This is a genomic window from Limosilactobacillus rudii, from assembly GCF_014145455.1.
Taxonomy (GTDB): Bacteria; Bacillota; Bacilli; order Lactobacillales; family Lactobacillaceae; genus Limosilactobacillus; species Limosilactobacillus rudii.
This window is the reverse complement of the sequence record NZ_JACIVB010000029.1, coordinates 93,877-117,848: the sequence shown is the minus strand read 5'-3', so window position 1 is coordinate 117,848 and position 23,972 is coordinate 93,877. Positions and strand designations below refer to the sequence as shown.

At 38.5% G+C, this 23,972-nt stretch carries 19 protein-coding genes; 1 reads left to right on the top strand and 18 read right to left on the bottom strand.

Annotated features, from left to right (window positions below; all coding sequences use genetic code 11):
• Positions 1 to 253 precede the first annotated feature (253 nt).
• From lepA to hrcA, 5 genes are all read right to left on the bottom strand, one after another.
• The gene (lepA, locus tag H5S39_RS01875; RefSeq protein ID WP_182596019.1) at positions 254 to 2,089 is read right to left on the bottom strand and encodes a translation elongation factor 4; all 1,836 of its coding nucleotides are present in this window, start codon (positions 2,087 to 2,089) and stop codon (positions 254 to 256) included.
• 124 nt (positions 2,090 to 2,213) lie between these two features.
• The gene (gene dnaJ, locus H5S39_RS01870; RefSeq protein ID WP_182596018.1) at positions 2,214 to 3,359 is read right to left on the bottom strand and encodes a molecular chaperone DnaJ; all 1,146 of its coding nucleotides are present in this window, start codon (positions 3,357 to 3,359) and stop codon (positions 2,214 to 2,216) included.
• 128 nt (positions 3,360 to 3,487) lie between these two features.
• Positions 3,488 to 5,350 carry a molecular chaperone DnaK gene (gene dnaK, locus H5S39_RS01865; RefSeq protein WP_182596017.1) on the bottom strand — a complete coding sequence of 621 codons (1,863 nt, stop codon included), beginning with the start codon at positions 5,348 to 5,350 and terminating at the stop codon, positions 3,488 to 3,490.
• A 23-nt stretch (positions 5,351 to 5,373) separates the two neighbouring features.
• The gene (gene grpE / locus H5S39_RS01860; RefSeq protein ID WP_182596016.1) at positions 5,374 to 5,940 is read right to left on the bottom strand and encodes a nucleotide exchange factor GrpE; all 567 of its coding nucleotides are present in this window, start codon (positions 5,938 to 5,940) and stop codon (positions 5,374 to 5,376) included.
• 12 nt (positions 5,941 to 5,952) lie between these two features.
• Positions 5,953 to 7,005 (bottom strand): heat-inducible transcriptional repressor HrcA, encoded by a 1,053-nt coding sequence (gene hrcA / locus H5S39_RS01855; protein ID WP_182596015.1) that lies wholly within the window; start codon positions 7,003 to 7,005, stop codon positions 5,953 to 5,955.
• A gap of 119 nt (positions 7,006 to 7,124) precedes the next feature.
• On the opposite strand from hrcA, the gene H5S39_RS01850 reads away from it, so the two are divergent.
• A complete protein-coding gene (locus H5S39_RS01850) occupies positions 7,125 to 7,496 on the top strand; it encodes a hypothetical protein (RefSeq protein WP_182596014.1) in 372 nt (123 codons plus the stop codon).
• 35 nt (positions 7,497 to 7,531) lie between these two features.
• Here H5S39_RS01850 and ribF read toward each other — a convergent pair whose 3' ends face one another.
• The 13 genes from ribF to uppS form a co-directional block, all read right to left on the bottom strand.
• Positions 7,532 to 8,491: a riboflavin biosynthesis protein RibF gene (gene ribF, locus H5S39_RS01845; RefSeq protein WP_182596013.1), complete on the bottom strand. Its 960-nt coding sequence runs from the start codon at positions 8,489 to 8,491 to the stop codon at positions 7,532 to 7,534.
• A gap of 165 nt (positions 8,492 to 8,656) precedes the next feature.
• Positions 8,657 to 9,562 (bottom strand): tRNA pseudouridine(55) synthase TruB, encoded by a 906-nt coding sequence (truB, locus tag H5S39_RS01840; protein ID WP_182596012.1) that lies wholly within the window; start codon positions 9,560 to 9,562, stop codon positions 8,657 to 8,659.
• A 169-nt stretch (positions 9,563 to 9,731) separates the two neighbouring features.
• Entirely contained in the window at positions 9,732 to 10,091 is a 360-nt protein-coding gene (rbfA, locus tag H5S39_RS01835) for a 30S ribosome-binding factor RbfA (RefSeq protein WP_182596011.1), read from the bottom strand.
• A gap of 18 nt (positions 10,092 to 10,109) precedes the next feature.
• A complete protein-coding gene (infB, locus tag H5S39_RS01830) occupies positions 10,110 to 12,371 on the bottom strand; it encodes a translation initiation factor IF-2 (RefSeq protein WP_182596010.1) in 2,262 nt (753 codons plus the stop codon).
• A gap of 13 nt (positions 12,372 to 12,384) precedes the next feature.
• Positions 12,385 to 12,696 carry a YlxQ-related RNA-binding protein gene (locus tag H5S39_RS01825; RefSeq protein ID WP_182596009.1) on the bottom strand — a complete coding sequence of 104 codons (312 nt, stop codon included), beginning with the start codon at positions 12,694 to 12,696 and terminating at the stop codon, positions 12,385 to 12,387.
• A complete protein-coding gene (gene rnpM / locus H5S39_RS01820; RefSeq protein WP_182596023.1) occupies positions 12,686 to 12,985 on the bottom strand; it encodes an RNase P modulator RnpM in 300 nt (99 codons plus the stop codon). Before rnpM ends, H5S39_RS01825 begins: the two co-directional genes overlap by 11 nt.
• Positions 12,986 to 13,008: 23 nt before the next feature.
• Positions 13,009 to 14,208, bottom strand: a complete 1,200-nt coding sequence (gene nusA / locus H5S39_RS01815) for a transcription termination factor NusA (RefSeq protein ID WP_182596008.1) — start codon at positions 14,206 to 14,208, stop codon at positions 13,009 to 13,011.
• A gap of 20 nt (positions 14,209 to 14,228) precedes the next feature.
• Positions 14,229 to 14,702, bottom strand: coding sequence for a ribosome maturation factor RimP (gene rimP, locus H5S39_RS01810; RefSeq protein ID WP_182596007.1), 474 nt, complete (start codon positions 14,700 to 14,702; stop codon positions 14,229 to 14,231).
• A gap of 154 nt (positions 14,703 to 14,856) precedes the next feature.
• Positions 14,857 to 19,182 carry a PolC-type DNA polymerase III gene (locus tag H5S39_RS01805; protein ID WP_182596006.1) on the bottom strand — a complete coding sequence of 1,442 codons (4,326 nt, stop codon included), beginning with the start codon at positions 19,180 to 19,182 and terminating at the stop codon, positions 14,857 to 14,859.
• Positions 19,183 to 19,256: 74 nt separating this feature from the next.
• Positions 19,257 to 20,987, bottom strand: coding sequence for a proline--tRNA ligase (locus tag H5S39_RS01800; RefSeq protein ID WP_182596005.1), 1,731 nt, complete (start codon positions 20,985 to 20,987; stop codon positions 19,257 to 19,259).
• A 15-nt stretch (positions 20,988 to 21,002) separates the two neighbouring features.
• Positions 21,003 to 22,277 (bottom strand): RIP metalloprotease RseP, encoded by a 1,275-nt coding sequence (rseP, locus tag H5S39_RS01795; RefSeq protein WP_182596004.1) that lies wholly within the window; start codon positions 22,275 to 22,277, stop codon positions 21,003 to 21,005.
• A 22-nt stretch (positions 22,278 to 22,299) separates the two neighbouring features.
• Entirely contained in the window at positions 22,300 to 23,085 is a 786-nt protein-coding gene (locus tag H5S39_RS01790; protein ID WP_182596003.1) for a phosphatidate cytidylyltransferase, read from the bottom strand.
• A 17-nt stretch (positions 23,086 to 23,102) separates the two neighbouring features.
• The gene (gene uppS, locus H5S39_RS01785) at positions 23,103 to 23,882 is read right to left on the bottom strand and encodes an undecaprenyl pyrophosphate synthase (protein ID WP_182596022.1); all 780 of its coding nucleotides are present in this window, start codon (positions 23,880 to 23,882) and stop codon (positions 23,103 to 23,105) included.
• Positions 23,883 to 23,972 lie beyond the last annotated feature (90 nt).

The window sequence follows — 23,972 nt, the reverse complement described above, 5'->3', positions numbered from 1 at the left end:
GACTTCCTTCAGATTCCACCTCGCAGTGGACACCCTTGTCCTCGGCTCATGGTTCCGACTACTATGGCCCATAGCGGACTCTCACCGCCTAGCTAATATCCATGCCGGGCGCACTAATTAAAAAGTCCGAAGTTATACGTAACCTCGAACTTTTATTTCATGTGGGCAAATGGTGGGCAAAACACTTTAATTGGTATATAAATTGGTCTACTTTGTGAAATTTAGCAAGTTAGAAACGCCTTTACATCAACGTTTACTTCTCATCCAATTGCTCATCGGTCTTCAAAACGGCCATAAAGGCTTCTTGAGGAATATCAACCTTTCCAACAGCCTTCATTCGCTTTTTGCCGCGTTTTTGCTTATCTAATAGTTTTGCCCGTCGATCTGGATCACCAGTATGAATACGTGCCGTAACATCTTTACGGTAAGCCTTGATATTAGTTCGCGCAATAATCTTTGATCCAATAGCTGCTTGAATAGGAATTTCAAAGTTTTGTCGTGGAATAATTTTCTTTAGCTTAGTGGTAATTTCACGTCCACGTTCAGCTGCAAAGTCACGGTGCGCAATAAAGCTTAACGCATCAACCTTATCGCCATTAAGTAAAATATCAATCTTAACAAGGTTACTTGGACGATAACCATCAATTTCATAATCAAGCGATGCATACCCACGAGTTGAACTCTTCAATTTATCAAAGAAATCAAAGATAATTTCGGACAACGGAATATGGTAAATTACATTAACGCGTGTATCGCTTAAATATTCCATCGTATCAAAATCACCCCGTTTACGTTGGCATAACTCCATTACCGGACCAACATAATCATTTGGAACCATAATAGAAGCCCGCACATACGGTTCTTTGATAGCTTTAATTGATGAAGCATCAGGCATTTCGGCAGGATTTTCCACTTCTTTGGTCGTTCCATCAGCTAATTCAACGTGGTAAGTAACTGATGGCGCAGTGGTAATTAAATCAAGATTAAATTCGCGTTCTAAACGTTCTTGAATAACATCCATATGAAGTAGTCCAAGAAAACCACACCGAAAACCAAAGCCCAGTGCTTGCGATGATTCCGGTTCAAAGGTCAAAGCCGCATCGTTAAGTTGTAACTTCTCTAAGGCATCTCTTAAGTCATTAAATTTGGCATTATCTGTAGGATATAGCCCTGCATATACCATTGGTGTCATCTGCCGGTATCCTTCTAATGGCTTATCTGTCGGGTTATCAGCACTGGTAACAGTATCACCAACTCTGGTGTCCTTAATATCCTTAATAGCGGCTGTAATGTAACCAACATCACCAGCCATTAAAACATCCCGTGCAAGTGGCTTCGGTGAATTAATTCCGACTTCAGCCACTTCATACTCTGTACCACCATTCATTAGTTTAATGCGGTCGCCCTTTTTTACCGTTCCTTCAACAATCCGCACACTAAGAACAACCCCTCGGTAGTCATCATACTTAGAATCAAAAATCAAAGCTTTCAACGGCGCTGTCAAATCACCAGTTGGCGCTGGAATATCTTTTACAATTTTTTCAAGAACTTCGTCAACACCCATTCCGGTCTTTGCACTAATATCAACGGCTTCATCAGTATCCAGACCTATCTCATCTTCAATTTGCTTTTTTGTACCAGCAGGATCAGCAGACGGTAGGTCAATTTTATTAATAACTGGAAGAATTTCAAGGTCATTGTCGAGGGCCAAGTATACATTAGCTAATGTTTGGGCCTCAACTCCTTGAGTTGCATCAACAACTAAGACCGCACCTTCACAGGCTGCTAACGATCGAGAGACTTCATAGGAAAAGTCAACGTGTCCCGGGGTATCAATTAAATGAAAAATATAATCCTCACCGTCTTTAGCGTGGTAGGTTAAGGCTACTGCATTAAGTTTAATGGTTATTCCCCGTTCACGTTCCAGCGGCATATCATCAAGAATCTGATTTTTCATCTCACGTTTGCTAATTGAATCTGTCATTTCTAAAATTCGATCAGCCAATGTCGATTTACCATGGTCAATATGCGCAACAATCGAAAAATTTCTAATGTGTTTTTGGCGTTCTTTCATTTCTTCTAGGTTCATTTAAAAAGACTCACTTTCAACGATTATTCTTTATCTAGTATACCAAATCCCACTTATAATAGAAAAGTTCTATATATCAAAATAACGAATGCCTGTTATTAGACACTCGCTATTACAAATAACTTTATTTTTCTTCAAATGCATCACGGAGCTTATCAAGAACGGTCTTTTTTACACCCTTAACGTTTTCACCACTTGCTGCTGCAAATGCCATCATCGCCTCACGTTGACGCTTATTTAAGCTCTTTGGGGTTTTAACATGGACAGTGACGTGCTCATCACCATTACCATTTCCATTAAGATGTGGAACTCCCTTGCCCCGAAGACGGAAATTAGTTTCAGACTGCGTTCCTGCAGGAATCTTTAAGTCAACATCGCCATGAACAGTTTTGACTTTTACTTCATCCCCCAATGCTGCTTGGGCAAAAGAAATGTCACGATCAACGTAAATTGTGGAACCATCTCGTCTAAATTCTCGACTTGGTGTTACTCTGAAAACAATGTATAAATCTCCCGCCGGACCACCATTTTCACCTGCATCACCTTGGTGTTGGAGACGCATCTGTTGACCATCATCAACACCAGCTGGCACTTTAACTTCTAATTCATGCCGTTCATGGACATGACCTGCGCCATGGCAAGTATTACAACGATCTTCTGGCTTAATAATTTTACCAGTACCATTACATTCTGGACATGTTGTTTGCGTCTGCATGTTACCAAGTGGTGTTTGACGAACGCTTGTAATAACTCCTGCACCATGACAACGAGGACACGTTACAGGAGACTTACCAGGCTTAGCTCCAGTTCCGTGACAAGTTTTACATTCCGCATCTCGATCATACTTAATTGTAGTTGTTTTCCCAAAAACTGCATCCATAAAATCAAGTGTCATTGAGTATTGAAGATCTCGGCCTTGCCGTGGTGCAGTAGGATCACGACGAGTACGACCGCCACCACCAAAGAATTGGCTGAAGATATCATCAAAACCGCCACCAAAGTTAGAATAACCTTGACTACCACCAAAGCCGCCAAAGCCTTGCCCTGCTTGCGGACCAGCGGATCCAAATTGATCATACTGAGCACGTTTTTGACTGTCGCTTAATGTCTCATATGCTTCATTAATCTTCTTAAACTTTTCTTCTGCACCAGGCTCGTGGTTAACATCTGGGTGGTATTTTGCCGCAAGCCGACGATATGCGCGCTTGATGTCTTTCTCGGATGCATCCTTCGAGACACCTAAAATGTCATAATAATCTTGTTCTGCCATATAAATACCTCATTAATTGTTGCTTGTTTAGTTATACCACAGCTAGTAAACGAAAGTAAAAGCCAAAGTCCGTTTTTTAATTGGCCTTTGGCTTTTACACTACATTTTAAGACTGTTTATACCTCAGACTATTTCTTGTCATCTGGTGTAACATCCTTAAAATCACCATCAACAGTATTATCATCCTTACCATTGTCGTTATTTTGGTTGTTACCACCAGGCTGGCCATTAGCAGCATTGCCCTGTGCTCCTTGAGCTTGTTGGTATAGCTTTACACTAAGATCCTGGATTACTTTATTTAAAGCATCCTTCTTAGCTTTCATATCATCAAGGTTACCGCTTTCCTTAGCCTTCTTCAAATCATCACGAGCACTTTCAGCCTTTTTGATATCATCTTCAGGAACTTTACCCTTAACTTCCTTTAAGGTCTTGTCCACTTGGAAGAGTTCTTGGTCGACTTCGTTCTTCAAGTCTACTTCTTCCTTCTTCTTCTTATCAGCTTCAGCGTGTTCTTCGGCATCCTTCTTCATTCGTTCAATTTCTTCATCACTTAAACCAGAATTAGACTTAATTGTGATGTTTTGTTTCTTATGGGTACCTTGGTCCTCAGCAGAAACGTTAACAATACCGTTTTTGTCAATATCAAATGTAACTTTGATTTGAGGAACACCACGAGGAGCAGCTGGAATGTCTGTAAGTTGGAAGTTTCCTAGTGTCTTGTTATCGGCAGCCATTGGACGTTCACCTTGGAGAACATGAATATCAACAGCTGGTTGGTTATCAGCGGCCGTTGAGAAGATTTGACTCTTTGAAGTAGGAATGGTTGTATTACGGTCAATTAACTTGGTAAATACGCCACCCATAGTCTCAATACCAAGTGAAAGTGGTGTAACATCAAGTAAGACAACATCTTTAACATCTCCAGTAAGAACACCACCCTGGATAGCAGCACCAAGAGCAACCGCTTCATCAGGATTAATTGAGTGGTTAGGTTCCTTACCAGTTAATTCCTTAACCATTTCTTGAACAGCTGGAATACGAGTAGATCCACCGTTTAAGATAACTTCATCAATATCATCAAATGAAAGATCAGCATCCTTCAAAGCATTCAATACTGGTTGTTTCGTCCGTTCTACCAAATCATTGGTTAATTGGTTAAATTGTGCACGACTTAAGGTCTTTTCAAGGTGTAATGGACCATTTTCACCAGCAGAAATGAATGGCAAACTGATTTGTGCTTCTTGAACACCTGACAAGTCTTTCTTTGCCTTTTCAGCAGCATCCTTTAACCGTTGGAGGGCCATCTTGTCTTGAGATAGGTCAACCCCATGCTCTTCCTTGAATCCTTCAATTAACCAATCCATAATCTTTTGGTCAAAGTCATCCCCACCTAAGTGAGTATCACCATTAGTTGAAAGTACTTGGAAGACCCCATCACCTAATTCAAGGATGGAAACATCAAAAGTACCACCACCAAGGTCATAAACAAGAATCTTTTCATCCTTGTCCTTCTTATCAAGACCGTAAGCTAATGAAGATGCAGTAGGTTCGTTAATAATCCGCTTAACATCTAGTCCAGCAATCTTACCAGCATCCTTAGTAGCTTGCCGTTGTGCATCATTAAAGTAAGCAGGAACAGTAATAACCGCTTGAGTAACAGTATCACCAATGTAATCTTCAGCATACTTCTTGATGTATTGCAGAATCATTGCTGAAATTTCTTGTGGAGTATACTTCTTACCGTCCACTTCGACAGTATATCCTGCTTCACCCATATGACTCTTAATTGAAGAAATTGTGTTGGGATTAGTAATTGCTTGTCGTTTTGCAACTTCACCAACCTGTGTTTCACCATTCTTAAATGATACAACAGATGGAGTAGTCCGGCTACCTTCTGGATTAGTGATGATCTTTGGTTCGTTACCTTCCATAACAGCAACCGCAGAGTTAGTAGTACCTAAATCAATACCAATAATCTTATTACTTGCCATAATTATTTCCTTCTCTCATAAATTTATTGAGCTACAACTACCATTGCAGGTCGTAATACTCGATCTTTCAATTGATATCCAGCTTGCAGAACATTAACAACTGTTTCTGGTTTTTGTCCTTCTTCCACTGGCACGGTTTGAACCGCTTGATGTAGCGTTGGATCAAATGGTTTTCCCTCAGCTTCAATTTCGGTAATGTCATGATCAATTAATGCCTTTACTAAATGGTCATGAACCATTTGAATTCCCTTTTTTAACTGTTTACCATTTTCATCAACAACTTCAATTGCCAATGCACGTTTAAGGTTGTCTAAAACAGGTAAAATCGATTTTGCTAAGTCTTGACCATCGTACTTTAACAATTGAGCACGTTCTTTGTTAAAGCGGTTAGTCATGTTTTGAATTTCAGCCTCAGCTCGCAAATACTTATCATCTTTATCAGCAAGCTGCTGCTTTAAATCAGCAATTTCAGTTTTTAATTTGGAAACTTGATCAATTTTTTTATCAGAAGTTTCCTTTTTATTCTCAGTTTTCGGAGCCTCATTGTCTTTTGTAGGCTTAGATTGTTTTTCTTGTTTTTCTTTGGCCAATTAACTCGCCTCCTATGAATCATAATAGTGACGGTAGAAATCTAATAGTCGTTTTGCTAATTCTTGACGAAATGCATTCACGATCCCAATTGTTCGAGAATATGGCATTCGTGTTGGTCCAAGTACGGCAATAATTCCTTTTCCATACTGTTCAACATTATAGCTTGCTGTAATTAAGCTATAATCATCAAGAAGCTTATTCTTTGAGATTTCTTGACCGATTTTAACATTAACTCCATTTTCCGATGTCAGAGTAGGATCCAGTAGGTCTGATAGATTATCATTTCTATCTAGCAAACCATAGAGTGCCTGAATAGTATGAGGGTTATTTGTACTTGCAAAATCCAATAGATTTAATCGCCCACCAACAAAGAACCGCTCTCGTGCTGCCTGTGATAAAACATTATTAAAGATATCTAAGAAACCATCGGGACTATGCATATAGTGCACAACCCGTAATGGGATATCATCTTTCAAACGCTTTACTACTTCGGAAAGCGGTAAGCCGACTAATTGATCGTTAATCATTCTGATAACTGCTTGCATAGCATCAGTATCAATGTCTTTAGGCAATGTAAATGATTGACTTTCAACTTCTCCGCTATCAGTAACCAAGATCGCGATAACCTTGTGATTACCAAGAGGTACAACTCTAAACCCGCTTAAACGAACACTTTCTTGCTCTGGCTTAAGAGTAAATGCAGTATATGAAGTTAAGTTTGATAAGATATCTGCTGAATGCGAAACAATTTCATCAATCTTTTGGAATCCAGTTCCTAATGAGTTTTGAATCACTACTAGGTCATTATCCGTAACAGCCTGCGGATCTAACAGGTTATCAACATAATAACGGTAACCTTGCTTAGAAGGAATACGACCCGATGAAGAGTGCTCTTTTAGAATCAAGTCATTGTCTTCTAAAATTGCCATTTCATTACGGACAGTTGCTGAGCTGACTTTAAACGGCAATTTTTCTGCGAGATGTTTGGATCCAACCGGTTGACCAGTTGACGTATATTGACGTACAATCGCTTGCAGAATCTTTTTCTGGCGTTGTGTTAGCATCAAATATCACTTCCCCTTTTTAGCACTCATTAGGGTCAAGTGCTAAACACACTGTATAATATACCAACTACCAGTCTAAAAGTCAAGAAACGTCAAACAATTTAAAGGAGTTTTCTAGAATGAAACACAAAGAACATCGTTATATTCAACCGCAAAACACTAAGGAAGCCATGTTATTAATTCAAAAATTATTTAATAAGTATCGAAATGCTCCACTCACAAATGAAATACTAGATTATCATAATAATCTTATTTATCGGTTACAATCAGATATCAAAGATGCTGCCATTAAAGAAAATAATCCCACACAATTAAAAGCATTGGCTAACATGACAAAAATTATGCAAAGCTGGACTACAATACGTTTAAATGGCAAGCCTTTTAATGGCAAAATGCGACATTTTAAATTAGTTACTGATGGCGGGTTTAAATTTGAACGTAATATTCACAAAATTAATCAAACGACTAACCATCACGGAAGTCGTCACTAAAAAAGAGATTTGAGAGTCTAATGATATTAAGTACCTCAAATCTCTTTAATTTTAATATTATTTAATATTTGACGAGCATTTTGTTCATCTTGTTTCATCTGTTCTATTAATTCTTTAGCACCCGCAAATTTTTCTTCCCCACGAAGGTAATCATGCCAGCGAACCAACACTTCTTCACCATATACCATTTGATGGAAATCAAATAAATAAATTTCAACCGTTAACTGATTACTATCGCCAAAAGTTATATTATGGCCTACACTAGCCATTCCACCATACCAATTGTTACCTATTTTTACCCTTACCGCATATACACCAATTCCTGGAATCCGTTCTTCTGTTGGATGTTCAACATTAATTGTTGGAAAGCCAAGCGTCCGTCCTCGCGCCAAGCCGTGAACTACCAGGCCCGTAGTTTGATAGGTGTAGCCTAATGCTTGATTAGCATCTTTTACACTCCCCTTATCAATAAACTGCCGAATTTCGTGTGAACTGATTTTGTCATAACCATTATTTTCTGTAAGTTTAGGGACTGTCACCACTTCAAAACGGCCAGCCGCATATTTAGGTAGTAAATCCATTGAGGCAACCTCAGCCAATCCATATGTATGGTCAAATCCCGCAACTACAATCTGAGCATGAAAACCGATCAAATATTGGTCGACAAAATGCTGCGGTGCTAAATTAGCAAATGAAGATGTGAAACTTATCAAGTAAACAATATCAACACCTAATTTTTCTAATAATTCGAGTTTTCTTGTTACCGTCGATAAGTATTTAAACCCACCCTCATATTGACGATAAACAATCCCTGGAGCATGGTCGTAGGTTAAAACAGCAAGCGGTAACCCTTTTTCTTTAGCAATTTTACGTGCACGCGCAATTACAGCTTGATGCCCGCGATGAACACCATCAAAAAAACCCATTGCTAAGACAACGTCACCTGCTGGAACTAATTCTTTTCTTAAGGGATGGCGTATTTTGATAACCTGCATACACTCTACTCTCCTCGTATTCATAAATATTTTGTGAATTTTACTACATTTCTGCGGGTCCGAAAATTATTTTCTCCTTCAACCCTTGCTTTTAACAAATATATGAAAATAACCAATGCCTAACATAATATATCAAAAGCACCTATTAAAAAGGTCATTCTCTACTTACTTAACGGCAAACATTTTTGTTGGTTTATATAATTTGTTTTTTGCATCAAAATGGTATAACGCTTTTACCTGACCATCAAATAATAACACAATTTCTGATTTACTTGTATTCAACTCACTTGGTGAAAGCCAACCACCATTTTGAACTTTCTTCCACTGAGGTGTTTGCAGGTCTATCCGCGGATATCCTCTTAAAGCGTAGTCAAGAGGATACATATATTGTTGTAGTGTCTGTGTGGCTACGGCATCTTGAATATCAGTTAAACTAAGCGTCTGTTCAAGAGTAAATCCACCACTTTTTAGTCGGGTTAAAATACTCATCACTCCAGGATACCCTAACTGTCGGGCTAATTCTACCACAAGTGTTCGGATATAAGTTCCTTTACTGCATTCCACATTAAACCGGATTCGTTGTTGTTTATTCTTTCCATCATACTTTGAACTTAGCAATACAAACTTCTTAATTTCTACCTGACGCTTAGGGCGTTTAACAGTTTCACCCGCACGAGCATATTCATAAAGTTTTTTTCCATTTACCTTTACTGCAGAATACATTGGCGGAATTTGTGTAATAATTCCAGTTAGCTTTTCCATAGTTGCCTTAATTTTTTCTAGCGGAATTTCATCTTCAACTGGCTTTTCAGCAATTTTTTCACCATCAAGATCCTGCGTTGTGGTTGAAAAGCCAACTAATAGCTCACCCTGATATTGCTTACCAGACTGCATTAAGTAATCGACCACCTTTGTCGCATTACCAACACAAATTGGTAAAACTCCTGCAACATTTGGATCAAGCGTTCCAGAATGACCAATTTTTCTTGTTTTTAAAATTTGCCGTAAACGACTAACGCACGCAAAACTTGTCATTCCGCGTTCTTTATATAAAGGAATTATTCCATCCATTTATTAATCCTCCAAAAAGGGCTAAACCCCATTACTGATATAAAAAGTGAACAGCACAGTACATAAATGGCATCTAAAGTTCGGTGACGCCGAACCCTAGATGCCTATTTGTGCTTGCGGGAACATGAAACGAAGCATAAATAGCTTTCGTCAAGCTCCCTTCTCTTAGTTAATTTTCTTTTTTGTGTAAGTCATTAATAAGTTGATCAATTCGACTTCCGTAAGCAACTGATGGGTCTCTTACAAATTTAATTTCTGGAGTCTTAAAGATATTAAGACGAGCACCTAATTCACTACGAATCAGGCCTGTCGCTTTATCTAGTCCTGCTTGTGCCTTTTCAGCATCTGAAGCAAGGTCAGACAAAATACTATAGTATATTGTTGCCTGCTGAAGATCACCTGTAACATCTACACCGGTAATTGTAACATCTTGCACTCGTGGATCTCTAACCCGCTTTAACAAGATTTCATCAACATCTCTTTGTATCTCTTGAGCAAGACGATCTACTCGATATTGTTTACTTGGCATTTTTATCTCTCCTCAGCTTTATTTAACTGGAACTTCTTTCATTCTGTAGGCTTCAATAACATCCATTTCCTTAATATCATTGTAGTTTTCAATTGTTAAACCACATTCGTATCCTTGCTTAACTTCTTTAACGTCATCTTTGAAACGCTTAAGACTGCCTAGTTCACCTTCATAAATAACAACACCATCACGAACTAACCGTACTTTAGCATCACGGGTAATTTTACCAGATGTAACCATTCCCCCTGCGATAGTACCTACTTTAGAAGCCTTGTAAATTTGCCGAACTTCTACTTGACCAATTGTTTCTTCTTTATAAACTGGTTCAAGCATTCCCTTCATCGCATCTTCAACTTCCTCAATAGCATCATAAATAACTCGGTGAAGACGAATATCAATACTATTAGAATCAGCTAGTGTCTTAGCGACAGCCGTTGGACGAACATTAAACCCGATAATAACTGCATTTGAAGCTTCGGCTAATGTAACATCGCTTTGGTTAATCGCACCAACCGCTTGGTGAATAATATCTACTCTGACTCCATCAACCTTAATCTTTTGAAGACTTTGACTCAAAGCTTCAACTGAACCCTGAACATCAGCCTTAATAATAATTGGAAGAGTCTTCATCTGGCCTTTCTTCATTGTGGCAAATAAATTATCTAATGTCACGTGAGAAGTCTTTTGTCGCTCTTTGTCCATTGCCCGTTTTGCACGTTCTTCACCGGCAGCACGAGCAGTCTTTTCATCATCAAAGACCACAAAACGGTCACCAGCTTCTGGGACTTCATTTAATCCTGTAATTTCAACTGGTGTCGATGGCGTTGCTTCTTTAATCCGACGACCATTTTCATTGGTCATCGTCCGCACACGACCAAAAGTATTACCAACAACAATTGGGTCTCCAACATGCAAAGTACCTTGCTGAACAAGAATAGTAGCAACTGATCCACGGCCCTGATCCAATCGAGCTTCAACAACAGATCCTGCGGCATTTTGATCTGGATTTGCTTTTAATTCCATCATTTCAGCTTGCAATAAAATCATGTCGAGCAATTCATCAAGATTTTTACCAAACTTAGCAGAAATCTTAACAAAAATGGTGTCTCCACCCCAGTCTTCTGGAATTAAGTTATATTTAGCTAATTCTTCTGTTACTCGATCTGGGTTAGCACCTGGCTTATCAATCTTATTAACTGCCACAATAATCGGCGTATTAGCCGCTTGCGCGTGGTGAATAGCCTCAACAGTTTGTGGCATTACTCCATCATCAGCCGCCACAACTAAAACAGTGATATCAGTAATATTAGCTCCCCGTGCACGCATTTCAGTAAAGGCCGCATGTCCTGGGGTATCAAGGAACGTAATTAGGTGATCATTATAGTGTACCTGATAAGCACCTATCTCTTGAGTAATTCCTCCTGCTTCATGCTCGGTAACATGCGAATGACGCAACTTATCAAGTAAAGTGGTTTTACCATGGTCAACATGTCCCATTACAGTAACAACTGCAGGCCGTGAAACTTGATTTTCAGTATTATTCTGTTCATCTTCAAACATCTTATCAATATCTGAAACATCAACTTGAACTTTTTCTTTTGCCTCAATGCCATAATCAGTTGCTAATAATTCAATCGTATCTTTATCAAGTGATTGGTTTTGATTTATCATAACACCAAGCATAAACAATTTTTTAACGATTTCTGCTGGTGAACGGTGAAGAATTTTTCCAAGATCTTGTGCATTCATCCCATCAGTATATTCGAGTACTTCAGGAAGCGGCTTATCCTTACGTTGTGTTGGTTGCTTATGAGCAACTTCTCTAAGACGCTTATTCTTATTATGTTTCTTGTTTTTCTTATTCTTCTTATTAAACCGTTTGCCGTTGCGCCCTTGGTCATTACTTAAACTGCCGCCGAAACGTCCACCTTTACTACTATTGTGGCGTTGGTGGTTATCTTTTGTCTCACCATTATGTTGGTGATTATTTTTCTTTTGTGCCCGTTCATTTTGCACTTTTTCACGATGTTGATCATGACTGTGCTTATGCTTGTTTTCTTGTTTCTTGTTAGCATCATGATGGTCATTTTGGGGTACTGATTGTTTATTCACCGGCTTTTGTCCGCCCTTTATAATTTTTCGAAGTTGTTGTGCTTGATCTGGCGTAACGGATGACATGTGACTCTTAATTTCCATACCTTGTCGATTGGCCACATTAACTAAGTCCTTGCTAGGCATTTTTAATTCCTTAGCTAATTCATAAATTCGTTCTTTAGCCATATGCTCACGCTCCTTATTCCATTGTTAATAGTTCCTCAAACTTTCTTGCAAAACCTGATTGCATCACACAAAAAACGGTTCGAGATTGTCCCGCTGCCTGACTGAGCTGGTTCTTAGTAAATAATGTTGAAAAAGGAATATTATAAAAATTACATTTATCACTGATCTTTTTACTACTAGCTTTTCCTGCATCTGAAGCTAAGAACACAAACTTTGCCTTTTGAGTTTGAATATTTTTTAATACGATCTCTTCTCCACTTTGAAGTTGCCGTGCACGACGAGCTATTCCAAGTAGATTAAGAATCTTTTGCTCATTATTTGTCATTGCCAAATAACTCTTGCCGAGCCTGTAAATGATCAGCATATTTAATTAGTTCATCATAAAACGTATCATCTAGCTGAACATGAAAAGCCTTTTCAAAAGTTTTCTCTTTTTTAGCGCGTTTGGCAATATCAACGTTAATTGCAATATATGCTCCACGTCCAGGCTTTTTCCCGGTTGGATCTAAAGAAACTTGATCTTCCTTATTCTTTACTACCCGAATAAGCTGTCTCTTTGGCATCATTTCGCCGGTAACAATATCTTTACGCATCGGTATTTTTCTCTTTTTCATCATTTCACCCCGCTGCCTAATTATTAGTTTTCATCTTCGTCCGTACTTTCGGTTTCCGCTAAATCAACTGTAGTGTCTTCCGTTGTATCTTGATTTTCCATTTCTGAAGCAGACTTAATATCAATCTTATACTTAGTTAAACGTGCTGCTAACCGCGCATTTTGTCCACGCTTACCAATAGCTAGAGATAATTGATTATCAGGAACTACTACCGTGCATGAACGCTCTGTTTGTTCTTCAGTTACAGACTCTTCATCAGTACCAGACATCTCATCTTCTTGTGCTGGCTTTTCTTCATTGAAGATGACATCTAATACTTCTGCTGGATTTAAGGCATTAGCAATAAACTTAGCGGGATCCTTAACATACTCTACAATATCCATGTTTTCTCCATCGAGTTCATTAACAATCGCTTGAACTCGGGAACCACGTGGACCAACACATGTCCCAACAGGATCAACATTAGGATCATTGGAATACACGGCTACTTTTGCTCGATCTCCTGCTTCACGAGCGATATTTTCAATCAATACCGTTCCATCTTTAATTTCTGGAACTTCTCTTTCAAATAGTCGCTTCAACAGCTCAGGAGCAGTCCGGCTAACAAAAATTTGCGGTCCACGACGATCATCATTTACCTTTGATACGTACACTTGGATTTGATCATGAACGTGATAATGTTCATTCGGCATCTTATCCCGAAAGCCCATTGCACCTTCAACACCATCACCTAAATCAACATATGTAAAGCGTTTATCTTCACGGGAAACTTCCCCGGTAATAATCTCATTTTCATATGTTTTATATTTATCATAAATAATCTTTCGTTCTTCCTCACGAAGGCGCTGCATTACAACCTGCTTAGCTGTCTGTGCGGCAATTCTTCCGAAGTCACGAGGGGTTACTTCCTCTCGAATTTCATCACCAATATCATACCCTTGTCCATGAGGAAGTTTTCGCGCATCAGCAAGACTCATAAATTCATTGCTATCCGCTTCAACTGCTTCTTCATCATCTGTAATTGTCTTAACAGCATAAACCTTGATGTTACCAGTCAATGAATTAAACTCTACTTCAACATTCTTGTCACCATAATTTTGCTTATATGCTGATTCCAATGCTTGTTCTAGTGCTTCAATGACAATTTCTTTTTTTATACCCTTTTCTTTTTCAAGATAATCAAGGGCGCCAATCATTTCAGTATTAATTTTTGGCTTACTCACCTTTTGACACTCCTTTAATATTAAAATTTAATTGCTAATCGAGCCTGGGCAATCTTTTTACGATCAATCGTAATCTGCCGATGGCGAGTCTTATCTAAGTAATCCAACGTGATTTCTTTCTCAGATAATTGAGTCAATGTACCTTCATATGCTTTTTGACCATTAATCTGTTGGTAAAGAGAAACATGAATGTAATGATCAACAGCACGCTGATAATCTGCTTCCTTCTTCAATGGTCGTTCTGCACCCGGCGAAGAAACCTCTAAAAAATAAGCTTGTGGAATAGGATCAGGCTCAACATTATCTAATGCCTCACTCAGTTCATCACTGACTATTGCACAATCTTCAATTGTAATTCCGCCGTTTTTATCAATGTAAACGCGGAGGTACCAGCTTTTACCTTCTTTTACAAATTCTAAATCATATAGGTAAAATCCATGGTCCTGTAAAATTGGCGTTACAAGATCTGTAACAGTCTCAACAACACTGCTCAAACGTGTCACCTCCATATGTCTGCAATAAAAAGAGCGAGCATCTCTGCTCACTCCCACGAGTTATTTACCATGTATAATTATAGCATGTATGCTTACTACTGGCAAGCAATGACAATAAACTAGATATTTAAACAAGTAGTTTCAGTTTCTAAAACTAAAATAGACTAAGTTGATTTTCATCAGGTAATTTATCTAGCACATGGTTATCGGTTAGAAAGTCAATAAGTGTTTGTGAAACCTTCCCTCGTTCGGCTAAATCTTCTTTTGAAAGGAACGGTCTTTCCTCTCGAGCTGCAACAATTTGCTTGGCAACATTTAATCCCAAACCAGGAACAGCTCGGAATGGTGCAATTAATGAGTCACCATCAATTAGCCAATTAGAGGCATCAGATTTTTCAATATCAACCATCTTAAACTTAAAACCTCGTTCCAACATTTCATTTGCTAGTTCGAGTATTGTTAATAAGTTCTTTTCTTTTGCACTTGCGTCATTTCCCTTATTGTTAATTTCTTCCATCCGCTGTTTTACAGCATCTTTCCCATGCGACATTGCCACAACATCAAAATCGTCAGCACGGACTGAGAAAAATGCACAATAATAAACTAATGGAAAGTAAACTTTAAAGTAAGCAATCCGTAAGGCCATTAAGACGTAAGCTGCTGCGTGGGCGCGCGGGAACATATATTTAATCTTCAGACACGAATCCATGTACCATTGCGGCACGTTTGCTTCATGCATCTTCTTTTGCCAATCTTCTGGAATCCCCCGCCCCTTTCGGACGTGCTCCATAATCTGGAACGAAATTTCAGAATCTAAACCATAGTGGATTAAATCGGTCATAATGTTATCACGACATCCAATCACATTGGCAATTGTTGCAATTCCTTGCTTAATCAATTCTTGAGCATTATCCAACCACACACCTGTACCATGAGATAAACCAGATATTTGTAGTAATTGCGAATAATTCTTTGGATGAGTATCTTCTAACATTCCGCGAACAAAGCGAGTTCCGAATTCAGGCAATCCTAAAGTTCCGGTTTTACTTTGAATCTGTTCTTCTGTTACCCCTAGGACCTTGGGACTAGAGAACAGTGCCATCACTCCAGGATCATCCATCGGTATCGACTGTGGATCAATTCCCGAAAGGTCTTGAAGTGCACGAATCATTGTTGGATCATCATGACCTAAAATATCCATTTTAAGAATATTATCGTGAATAGAGTGGAAATCAAAGTGGGTTGTTTCCCAGGCAGCAGTTTGGTCATCAGCTGGATATTGAACCGGCGTAAAATCATAAATATCCATATCATCCGGAACGATAATGATCCCCGCGGGGTGCTGTCCGGTTGTCCGTTTAACTCCGGTGGCACCCTTAGCCAAACGATCTTCTTCAGCTTTGCGAAATTCTTTTTCGGTATCCCGCTCATAAGCTTTAACATATCCATATGCCGTCTTATCTGCAACTGTTCCGATTGTACCAGCCCTAAACACATTTTTTTCACCAAAAAGTACTTTCATATAGTTATGGGCAATCGGTTGATAGTCACCAGAAAAGTTCAAATCAATATCAGGAACCTTATTTCCTTTAAAACCGAGGAAAGTTTGAAATGGAATATCATGACCGTCTTTAACCATTAATGTACCACACTTGGGACATTTCTTATCAGGCAAATCAAATCCAGAACTATACTCACCTTGCGTATAGAAATGACTGTACTGGCATTTAGGACACCGATAATGTGGTGGTAATGGATTAACTTCCGTAATTCCTGAAAGCGTGGCAACAACACTTGAACCAACAGATCCACGTGAACCAACCAAGTATCCGTCTTTATTTGATTTTGCAACCAAACGCTGTGCTATTAAATAGTGGACAGAGAAACCATTTTTAACAATACTGTTCAACTCTAGCTCAATTCGGTCCTTGACTAATTGCGGCAAGGGATCTCCATACCATTTTCGGGCAGTATTCCATGTTCGATCTTGAATTTCCTGTTCGGCACCTTTCATATGTGGAGGATATAACTTATCTTTCACTGGCCGAATATCACCTATTTCATCCGCAATCTTATTACTATTCTCCACCACAATCTCATGGGCTTTTTTCTCCCCAAGGAAAGCAAACTCATTTAGCATCTCATCGGTTGTCCGAAAATGAACTTCCGGTCTTTCTGTCCGATTTAACGGATTTGCTCCCCCTTGAGAATTAATTAAAATTTTACGGTAAATCCCATCATGTGGGTCAAGGTAATGAACATCCCCTGTGGCCACTACCGTTTTATTAAGGTCATCCCCCAATTTAACCATGTTCTTCAGAATATCTTCAAGGTGTGCTTCGTCAGCAATTACATGTTGCTCTAACAGTGGGGAATAATTAGGCTTAGGCTGAACTTCAATAAAGTCGTAATACCGCGCTTTTTCCATTGCTTCGGAATAGCCCTTTTCCATCATCGCAGTAAAAACTTCACCTGATGAACAAGCAGTCCCTAATAGTAGTCCTTCGCGATACTTTGTCAAAACCGTTCGTGGAATTCGCGGAACCCGGTAGAAGTATTCAACATTTGACAAGGATACTAATTTAAACAGATTTTTAAGCCCCGCCTGTGTTTGCGCGAAAATTGTAACATGAAATGGGCGGGCATGCCGATAAGCATTGTTTTCTTCCATATATTTATTAAGGTCATCAACATACTTTATATCATAACGAGCTTCTGCATCTTTTAAAAACTTGTAAAGCAAATGCCCAGTAGCTTCGGCATCATAATTAGCTCGGTGGTGATGTTCCAATGCAACCTTAAACTTTTTACTAAGTGTATTTAACCGGTAACCACGCATATCAGGATACAAAAAGCGTGCTAATGGAAGAGTATCAATAACTGGTTCTGATATTTTTTTCATTTTATGCCGTTGATACCCGGTATTCATAAATCCCATATCAAACGAAACATTATGTCCGGCAATGATGCTTCCTTTACAAAAATCTTGGAACATTTGAAAGACTTCTTTTTCTGTCTTAGAGCCTCGCACCATTTCGGTTGTAATGCTAGTTAAATTGGTTGTCTGCTCTGAAAGTGGAAAACCAGGATCAATGAATTCATCAAAACGTTCAATAACATTCCCGTCTTGCATTTTAACAGCGGAAAGCTCAATCACTTTATCATAGATTGCGGATAACCCCGTTGTTTCAACGTCAAAAATTACATAAGTCTGATGAGCGAGTACCTGGTGATTTTCGTTATATACTAACGGAATGCCATCGTCAACGACATTTGCTTCCATCCCGTATAGCATTTTAATTCCAGTTTTTTGCGCTGCACTAAATGCTTCTGGGAACGCCTGAACATTACCGTGATCGGTCACTGCAATTGCTGAATGTCCCCATTTATGAGCCCGCGTAGCAAGTTCAGTAATCGAATTGGTTGCATCCATTTGGCTCATTGTTGTATGAGCATGAAGTTCCACACGTTTGTCATCTTTTGCTGCCTTATCTTGACGTTCGGCATGGCTGACCTGATTAACATCATAAGCAGTTATTACCAAGTCCCTCATCCAAGTATCCTCTTGAACAGGTCCGCGGACTTTTAACCACATTCCTGCTTTGATATTTGCAAATTGTGCTTCATCATCACTATTTCTAGAAAACTTTTTAACTGCAAATGACGAAGTATAATCGGTGATTTCAAAGGTTAATAGTTGCCGCCCAGAACGTAATTCACGGATTTCAGCATTGAATACATACCCTTCGACTACTACGGACCGTTCTTCTCCTTTTATGTCCTTCATTTGAATAGTGTTTTGCTTGCTATCAATTAGCCGTCCTAGTTGAACCGGTCCATCTGCTGGAGCAACCGGTGCGTTTTTCTTTTTGGTTGCTTTAACTTCATTCTTTTTTATTCGTGCAGCAGCCTTAGCAGCTAAAGCAGCATCTGCCTTTTCATGCTTAGCTTTAAGCTCCTTAATTTTAGCCTGTGATGCTGATTGATCGACAAAAGGATGGATACGAAACTTTGGAAAGCCAAGTTCTTGATAAGAATTTTCAATCGTTTCTAACGCTTTTTGTGCTAAAAGATCCTTAATAACCTCGTTTTCAACTACTAATGTTACTCGCCCATCTTTAACTTCTGGCGCTGTTTGCAAACATACCTGTTGTAACATTGGCGAATCACTAATTGAATGATTTATTACATATTGCCAGTAATTAGCAATTAACACCCCATTGATTTCTGTCATTGGTGTACTAATTTTAACGCTTATCTTGGCAATATCCTTAAATCCTAATTCAAGACTTTGAACAAACTGTGAAAAAAGGTCATAGGGTAACGCCTTATTAAAAATTAAGTGAAATTCCCAATGTTGAGATTGCTTATGAACAACAACGGATTGAACTGCCGCATTCTTAAATGCTGAATTGTCTTTTTCAGGAAAGTGAATTTGCTCTAATAATTTTTCAAATAATTCTTGGCGATTTAATCCCACACTATAATCCTCCTACTTAAAAATGTGGTGCGAAAAAAGTTTTTCTTACAACATCGCAACCACATTAATTTAAATTACTTATTCTCTTCGTTTAACTGTTTAAGCAAAATACTAATTGTATTAATTAGCTCTTCTTGCTTTACTTCAACAGTTTCACCGGTCTTTCTAATCTTTATTTCTACAATACCATCTTGGGCCTTTTTACCGATAGTTACCCGAATTGGAATACCAATCAAATCAGAATCAGCAAATTTTACACCAGCCCGTTCTTTTCGATCATCAACTAAGACTTCATAACCTGCTTCAGTTAATTTTTGATCAATTTCCTCAGCCATTTCCATTTGGTCTTTGTTCTTAGCATTAACCGGAATAACGTGAATATCAAACGGTGCAATACTGTCAGGCCATACTAAGCCGTTTTCGTCCGCATTTTGTTCTGCAACTGCAGATAATAAACGGGTAACTCCGATTCCATAACATCCCATGATTACATCTGTTAACCGACCATTTTGATCTAAGACTTGTGCCCCTAACTTTTGCGAGTAAAGTGTTCCAAGTTTAAAGATATGACCAATTTCAATTCCATTAGTAAATTTGATTGGCTTTCCGTCGGGAGCTATTTCACCCTCTTTAACATTACGAAAATCACCAAAACTGTCAACGCGGAAGTCACGATCAATATTAGCATTGATATAGTGGTAACCATCTTCATTAGCCCCACAGGCCATGTTGACTAAAACTTTAACGTAATTATCAGCAAGTATCTTTACATCTTCCCCGACACCAACTGGACCTAATGAACCAGGATGAGCATTAAGATATTTCATTGCATCTTCTTCACTAGCTAATTCGAGGTCTTCACAATCTAGTGCATTAGTAACCTTTGCTTCGTTTACTTCATCATTACCCCGCATTAACACTAATACTGGCTGATATTCATCTTCACCCATTTTAGCAATATAAAACATTGACTTGATTACCTGATTAGGATCCATCTTAAGACTTTCAGCCGCTTCATCAACTGTATGAGCTCCAGGAGTTGCCTTCTTTTCTAATGGTGCTGGCTCATCCGTTTGTTGAACACCGGCAAATTTGCTTACCGCCTTTTCAAGATTAGCTGCATAATCGCCATCGGTATAAGCAATAATATCTTCTCCTACTTCCGCAGGTGCAGAAAATTCTTGTGAGTTTTTACCACCAATTGTCCCAGAGTCAGCTAAAATTACTTTATAATTTAGCCCAACCCGATCAAAAATATTACGATAAGCTTTAGCTTGTAAGTCATATGCTTCATCAAGGCCTCTTTGGTCTGCAGAGAAGGAATACCCATCTAGCATTTCAAATTCCTTTCCCCGAAGAATCCCGTAACGGGGACGATCTTCATCACGGAACTTATCTTGTAATTGGTAAACAACTAAAGGTAACTTTTTGTATGACTTAATACTATCACGGATTACTTCCGTAAAAGTTTCTTCATGTGTGGGACCCAAAATAAATTCTCGATCACGGCGATCCGTTAATTTAAATAGGTTATCCCCATAACTCTCATAACGGCCTGATTTTTTCCATAGATCAGCAGGAACAAGTGCAGGCATCATCATTTCCACTGCTCCAGCTTTATCCATCTCATCACGGATAATGTTCTCTACTTTACGAATAACCCGATATGCTAGTGGTAAATAAGACCATACTCCCGCTGAAATCTGGTAAAGATAGCCAGCACGAATCATCATTTTGTGACTTAAGGCTTCCGCATCACTTGGAGCCTCTTTTTGCGTTGGTATTAAAATTTGTGACTGTTTCATAAAAATACTCCTTTATTACCGAATAAAATATCTTTGAATATCGTTCCATGTTACTAGAACCATTAATGTTAATAAGATTAAGAACCCAATCATTGTAACAATTCCCTCAGCCTTTTCTGGAATAGGACGACGGATAATTGCCTCAATAATATTTAACAATAACTTTCCCCCATCTAATGCAGGAATTGGCAACAGGTTAACAATTCCTAAGTTAATAGAAAGCAATGCTAAAAAGTTTAAAACACCGTTAATTCCTAATGACGTTGCCTGAGATGTACCAGCATAGATTGCAACTGGTCCTCCTAAATCGTTTAAGCTGAAGCCATGGGTTACCATGTGACCAAGAACGCTAAATATCAATGTACCAGCCTGAATAAACTGTTGCCAGCCAAATTTTAACCGTGCTGCCAGACCGGTTTCTTGTTGTTCAACAATTCCAATTTGCCCTACTTTTTGATGACCACGTTCTACGGCCTTAGGTTTAAGCTTAGTTTGGTAAGTTCGATTCCCACGCTCGTATGTAATAGCTATAGTCTTATTAGGCTTATTAGAAATATTAGTCGAAAGGTCTGTCCAGTCACTTATTTTTTGATTATTAACCTTAACGATTCGATCACCAGCAACCAGGCCAGCTTTAGCTGCAACGGAACCCGTATTAACATGTCCCAATTGATTACTATTAGTTGGGACGCCTGTTAAGGTAAAACCAAGGATGATAAATACAACCAAGGATAGAATGAAATTATTCATTGGACCAGCAAAATTAGTCATCATCCGAGCTGGTAAACTTGCTGAACGGAATTGTACATCTCGAGGTGCAATTTGTACCTCAGTTCCATCGCGCTCGATTATCATTGCATCATGATCTACACTATATACTTTCAGCTGGTCTTCATCACCATTAATATAACCTTTAATCCACAGACCATCTTCTAAATCGCAGGCAACTAATTGAAGAGGTACTCCTTGAAATAAGGTTGTTTTATCACTCGCATTAATGCTAGTAACTTTATCTTGATCATTTAATTGAATGGTTAGTGGCGTCCCCGGTTTTAATTCATCTTGGTCCTCATCATCAGCACCGGCTAAACGAACATAGCCACCCAATGGTAAAATCCGAATAGTATAAGTTGTCCCATTCTTCCGTTTCCACCAAATTTTTGGTCCCATGCCAATTGAAAATTCACGAACCAAAATACCTGCCCGTTTGGCAAAATAGTAATGACCATATTCATGAACAAGGACAAGGATTCCAAAAACAATAATAAATGTAATAATTGTTGTTATCAAAAAATCTCTTCCTTACATATGATTAAATGATTCCTAGTAAATGAAGCATTGGCATAACAATCAACATACTATCAAAGCGGTCTAAAATTCCCCCATGTCCAGGAAGAATCTTCCCTGAGTCTTTAACTCCGTAATAACGCTTTAACGATGATTCAATCAAATCACCAAATTGACCGAAAATAGAAAGAATCAAAGTAACGAACAGCATTGTTACCCAACTCGCACCAACTGGAATAAAGTAACAATATATTGCAAGGATTATAACAGCTGCAACAGTTCCACCGATTGATCCTTCCCATGTTTTATTTGGACTAATTTTGGGTGCTAATTTATTTTTACCAATTTGACGACCAATAAGATAAGCACCACTATCAGTAATCCATACAATTAACATTCCATACAGCAAGGTCTGAAAATTAATTCCTCGAGCTGCTATAAAATAATGGAACCCAATCCCAATATAAAGCATTGCTAATGTTAAAACACCAGCATCATCAAAAGTAAATCGCTGCTTACGAATAACTGTATGTAATAATAATAAAACGACTAAAATATAGAAACCAAACCATCGAGTAGCGACATTTGGTAAGAAATCTAGCCAACTATCGGGTAATATCAGTAAAGCAACCCCTAAATAACTAACTAGTGCTTCAAACGAAATCACAAACATTTTTTTCATTACTAATACTTCAGACATTGCAACAATGCCCAAAGCAACTGCTGCAATTGTAAGTGGCCAATGACCATATATAATAAGCGGTATAAAAATTGCAAGTGCAATTACCGCAGTCGTTATTCTTGTTTTCAAAACAGTATCCCCTTATTTTATTGATTTTGTAAACCGCCAAAACGACGATGCCGACGCTGAAATGAGGCAATCGCTTTTTTTAACGATTCACCATCAAAGTCAGGCCAATGTTCTGACACAAATTCGAGCTCACTATAAGCAATTTGCCATAACATAAAATTGCTAATTCGTTCTTCCCCACTAGTCCTAATCAAAAGATCTGGGTCCGCAAACTCACCTAGCTGTTTTGACATTAAATGATTATTTATTGTATCTTCATCCACATCATCAATGTTAAGTTTTCCGGCCTTAACTTCTGCCACAATTTGCTTTGTAGCTTGGGTAATTTCATCACGACTCCCATAATTTAAGGCAAAGTTAAGAATCATACCATTACAATCAGCAGTATCCTTTATTGCATTTTGAACAGCTTCTTGCGTTGCTTCTGGCAATTGTGTAATATCACCCATTACCATCACTTTAACATTATGCTTAATTAAGTCTGGAACAAACGTTGAAAAGAAGCGAACCGGTAATTGCATAAGATAACTCACTTCCGAAGAAGGACGCTTCCAGTTTTCTGTCGAAAATGCATATAATGACAGAACTTTTACTCCCAACTCACTAGCAGCAATCGTAATCTTTTTTACTGTTTGCATTCCTTGTTTATGACCGGCAACCCGCGGAAGATGTCTTTTTTGCGCCCACCGCCCATTACCATCCATAATAATTGCAATATGATTTGGAATCCTTTCCATATCAATTTGCTGATTAGTCTTATCATCTTTACTTTTAGAAAACACTAATCGTTCCTCCATTTTTATCATGTACTTAGGATTAGACAACGAAGCTGCTTTGCACCATCGCTGATAATACAAACCCTGCCAATTAATTATAGCCTCTATTAT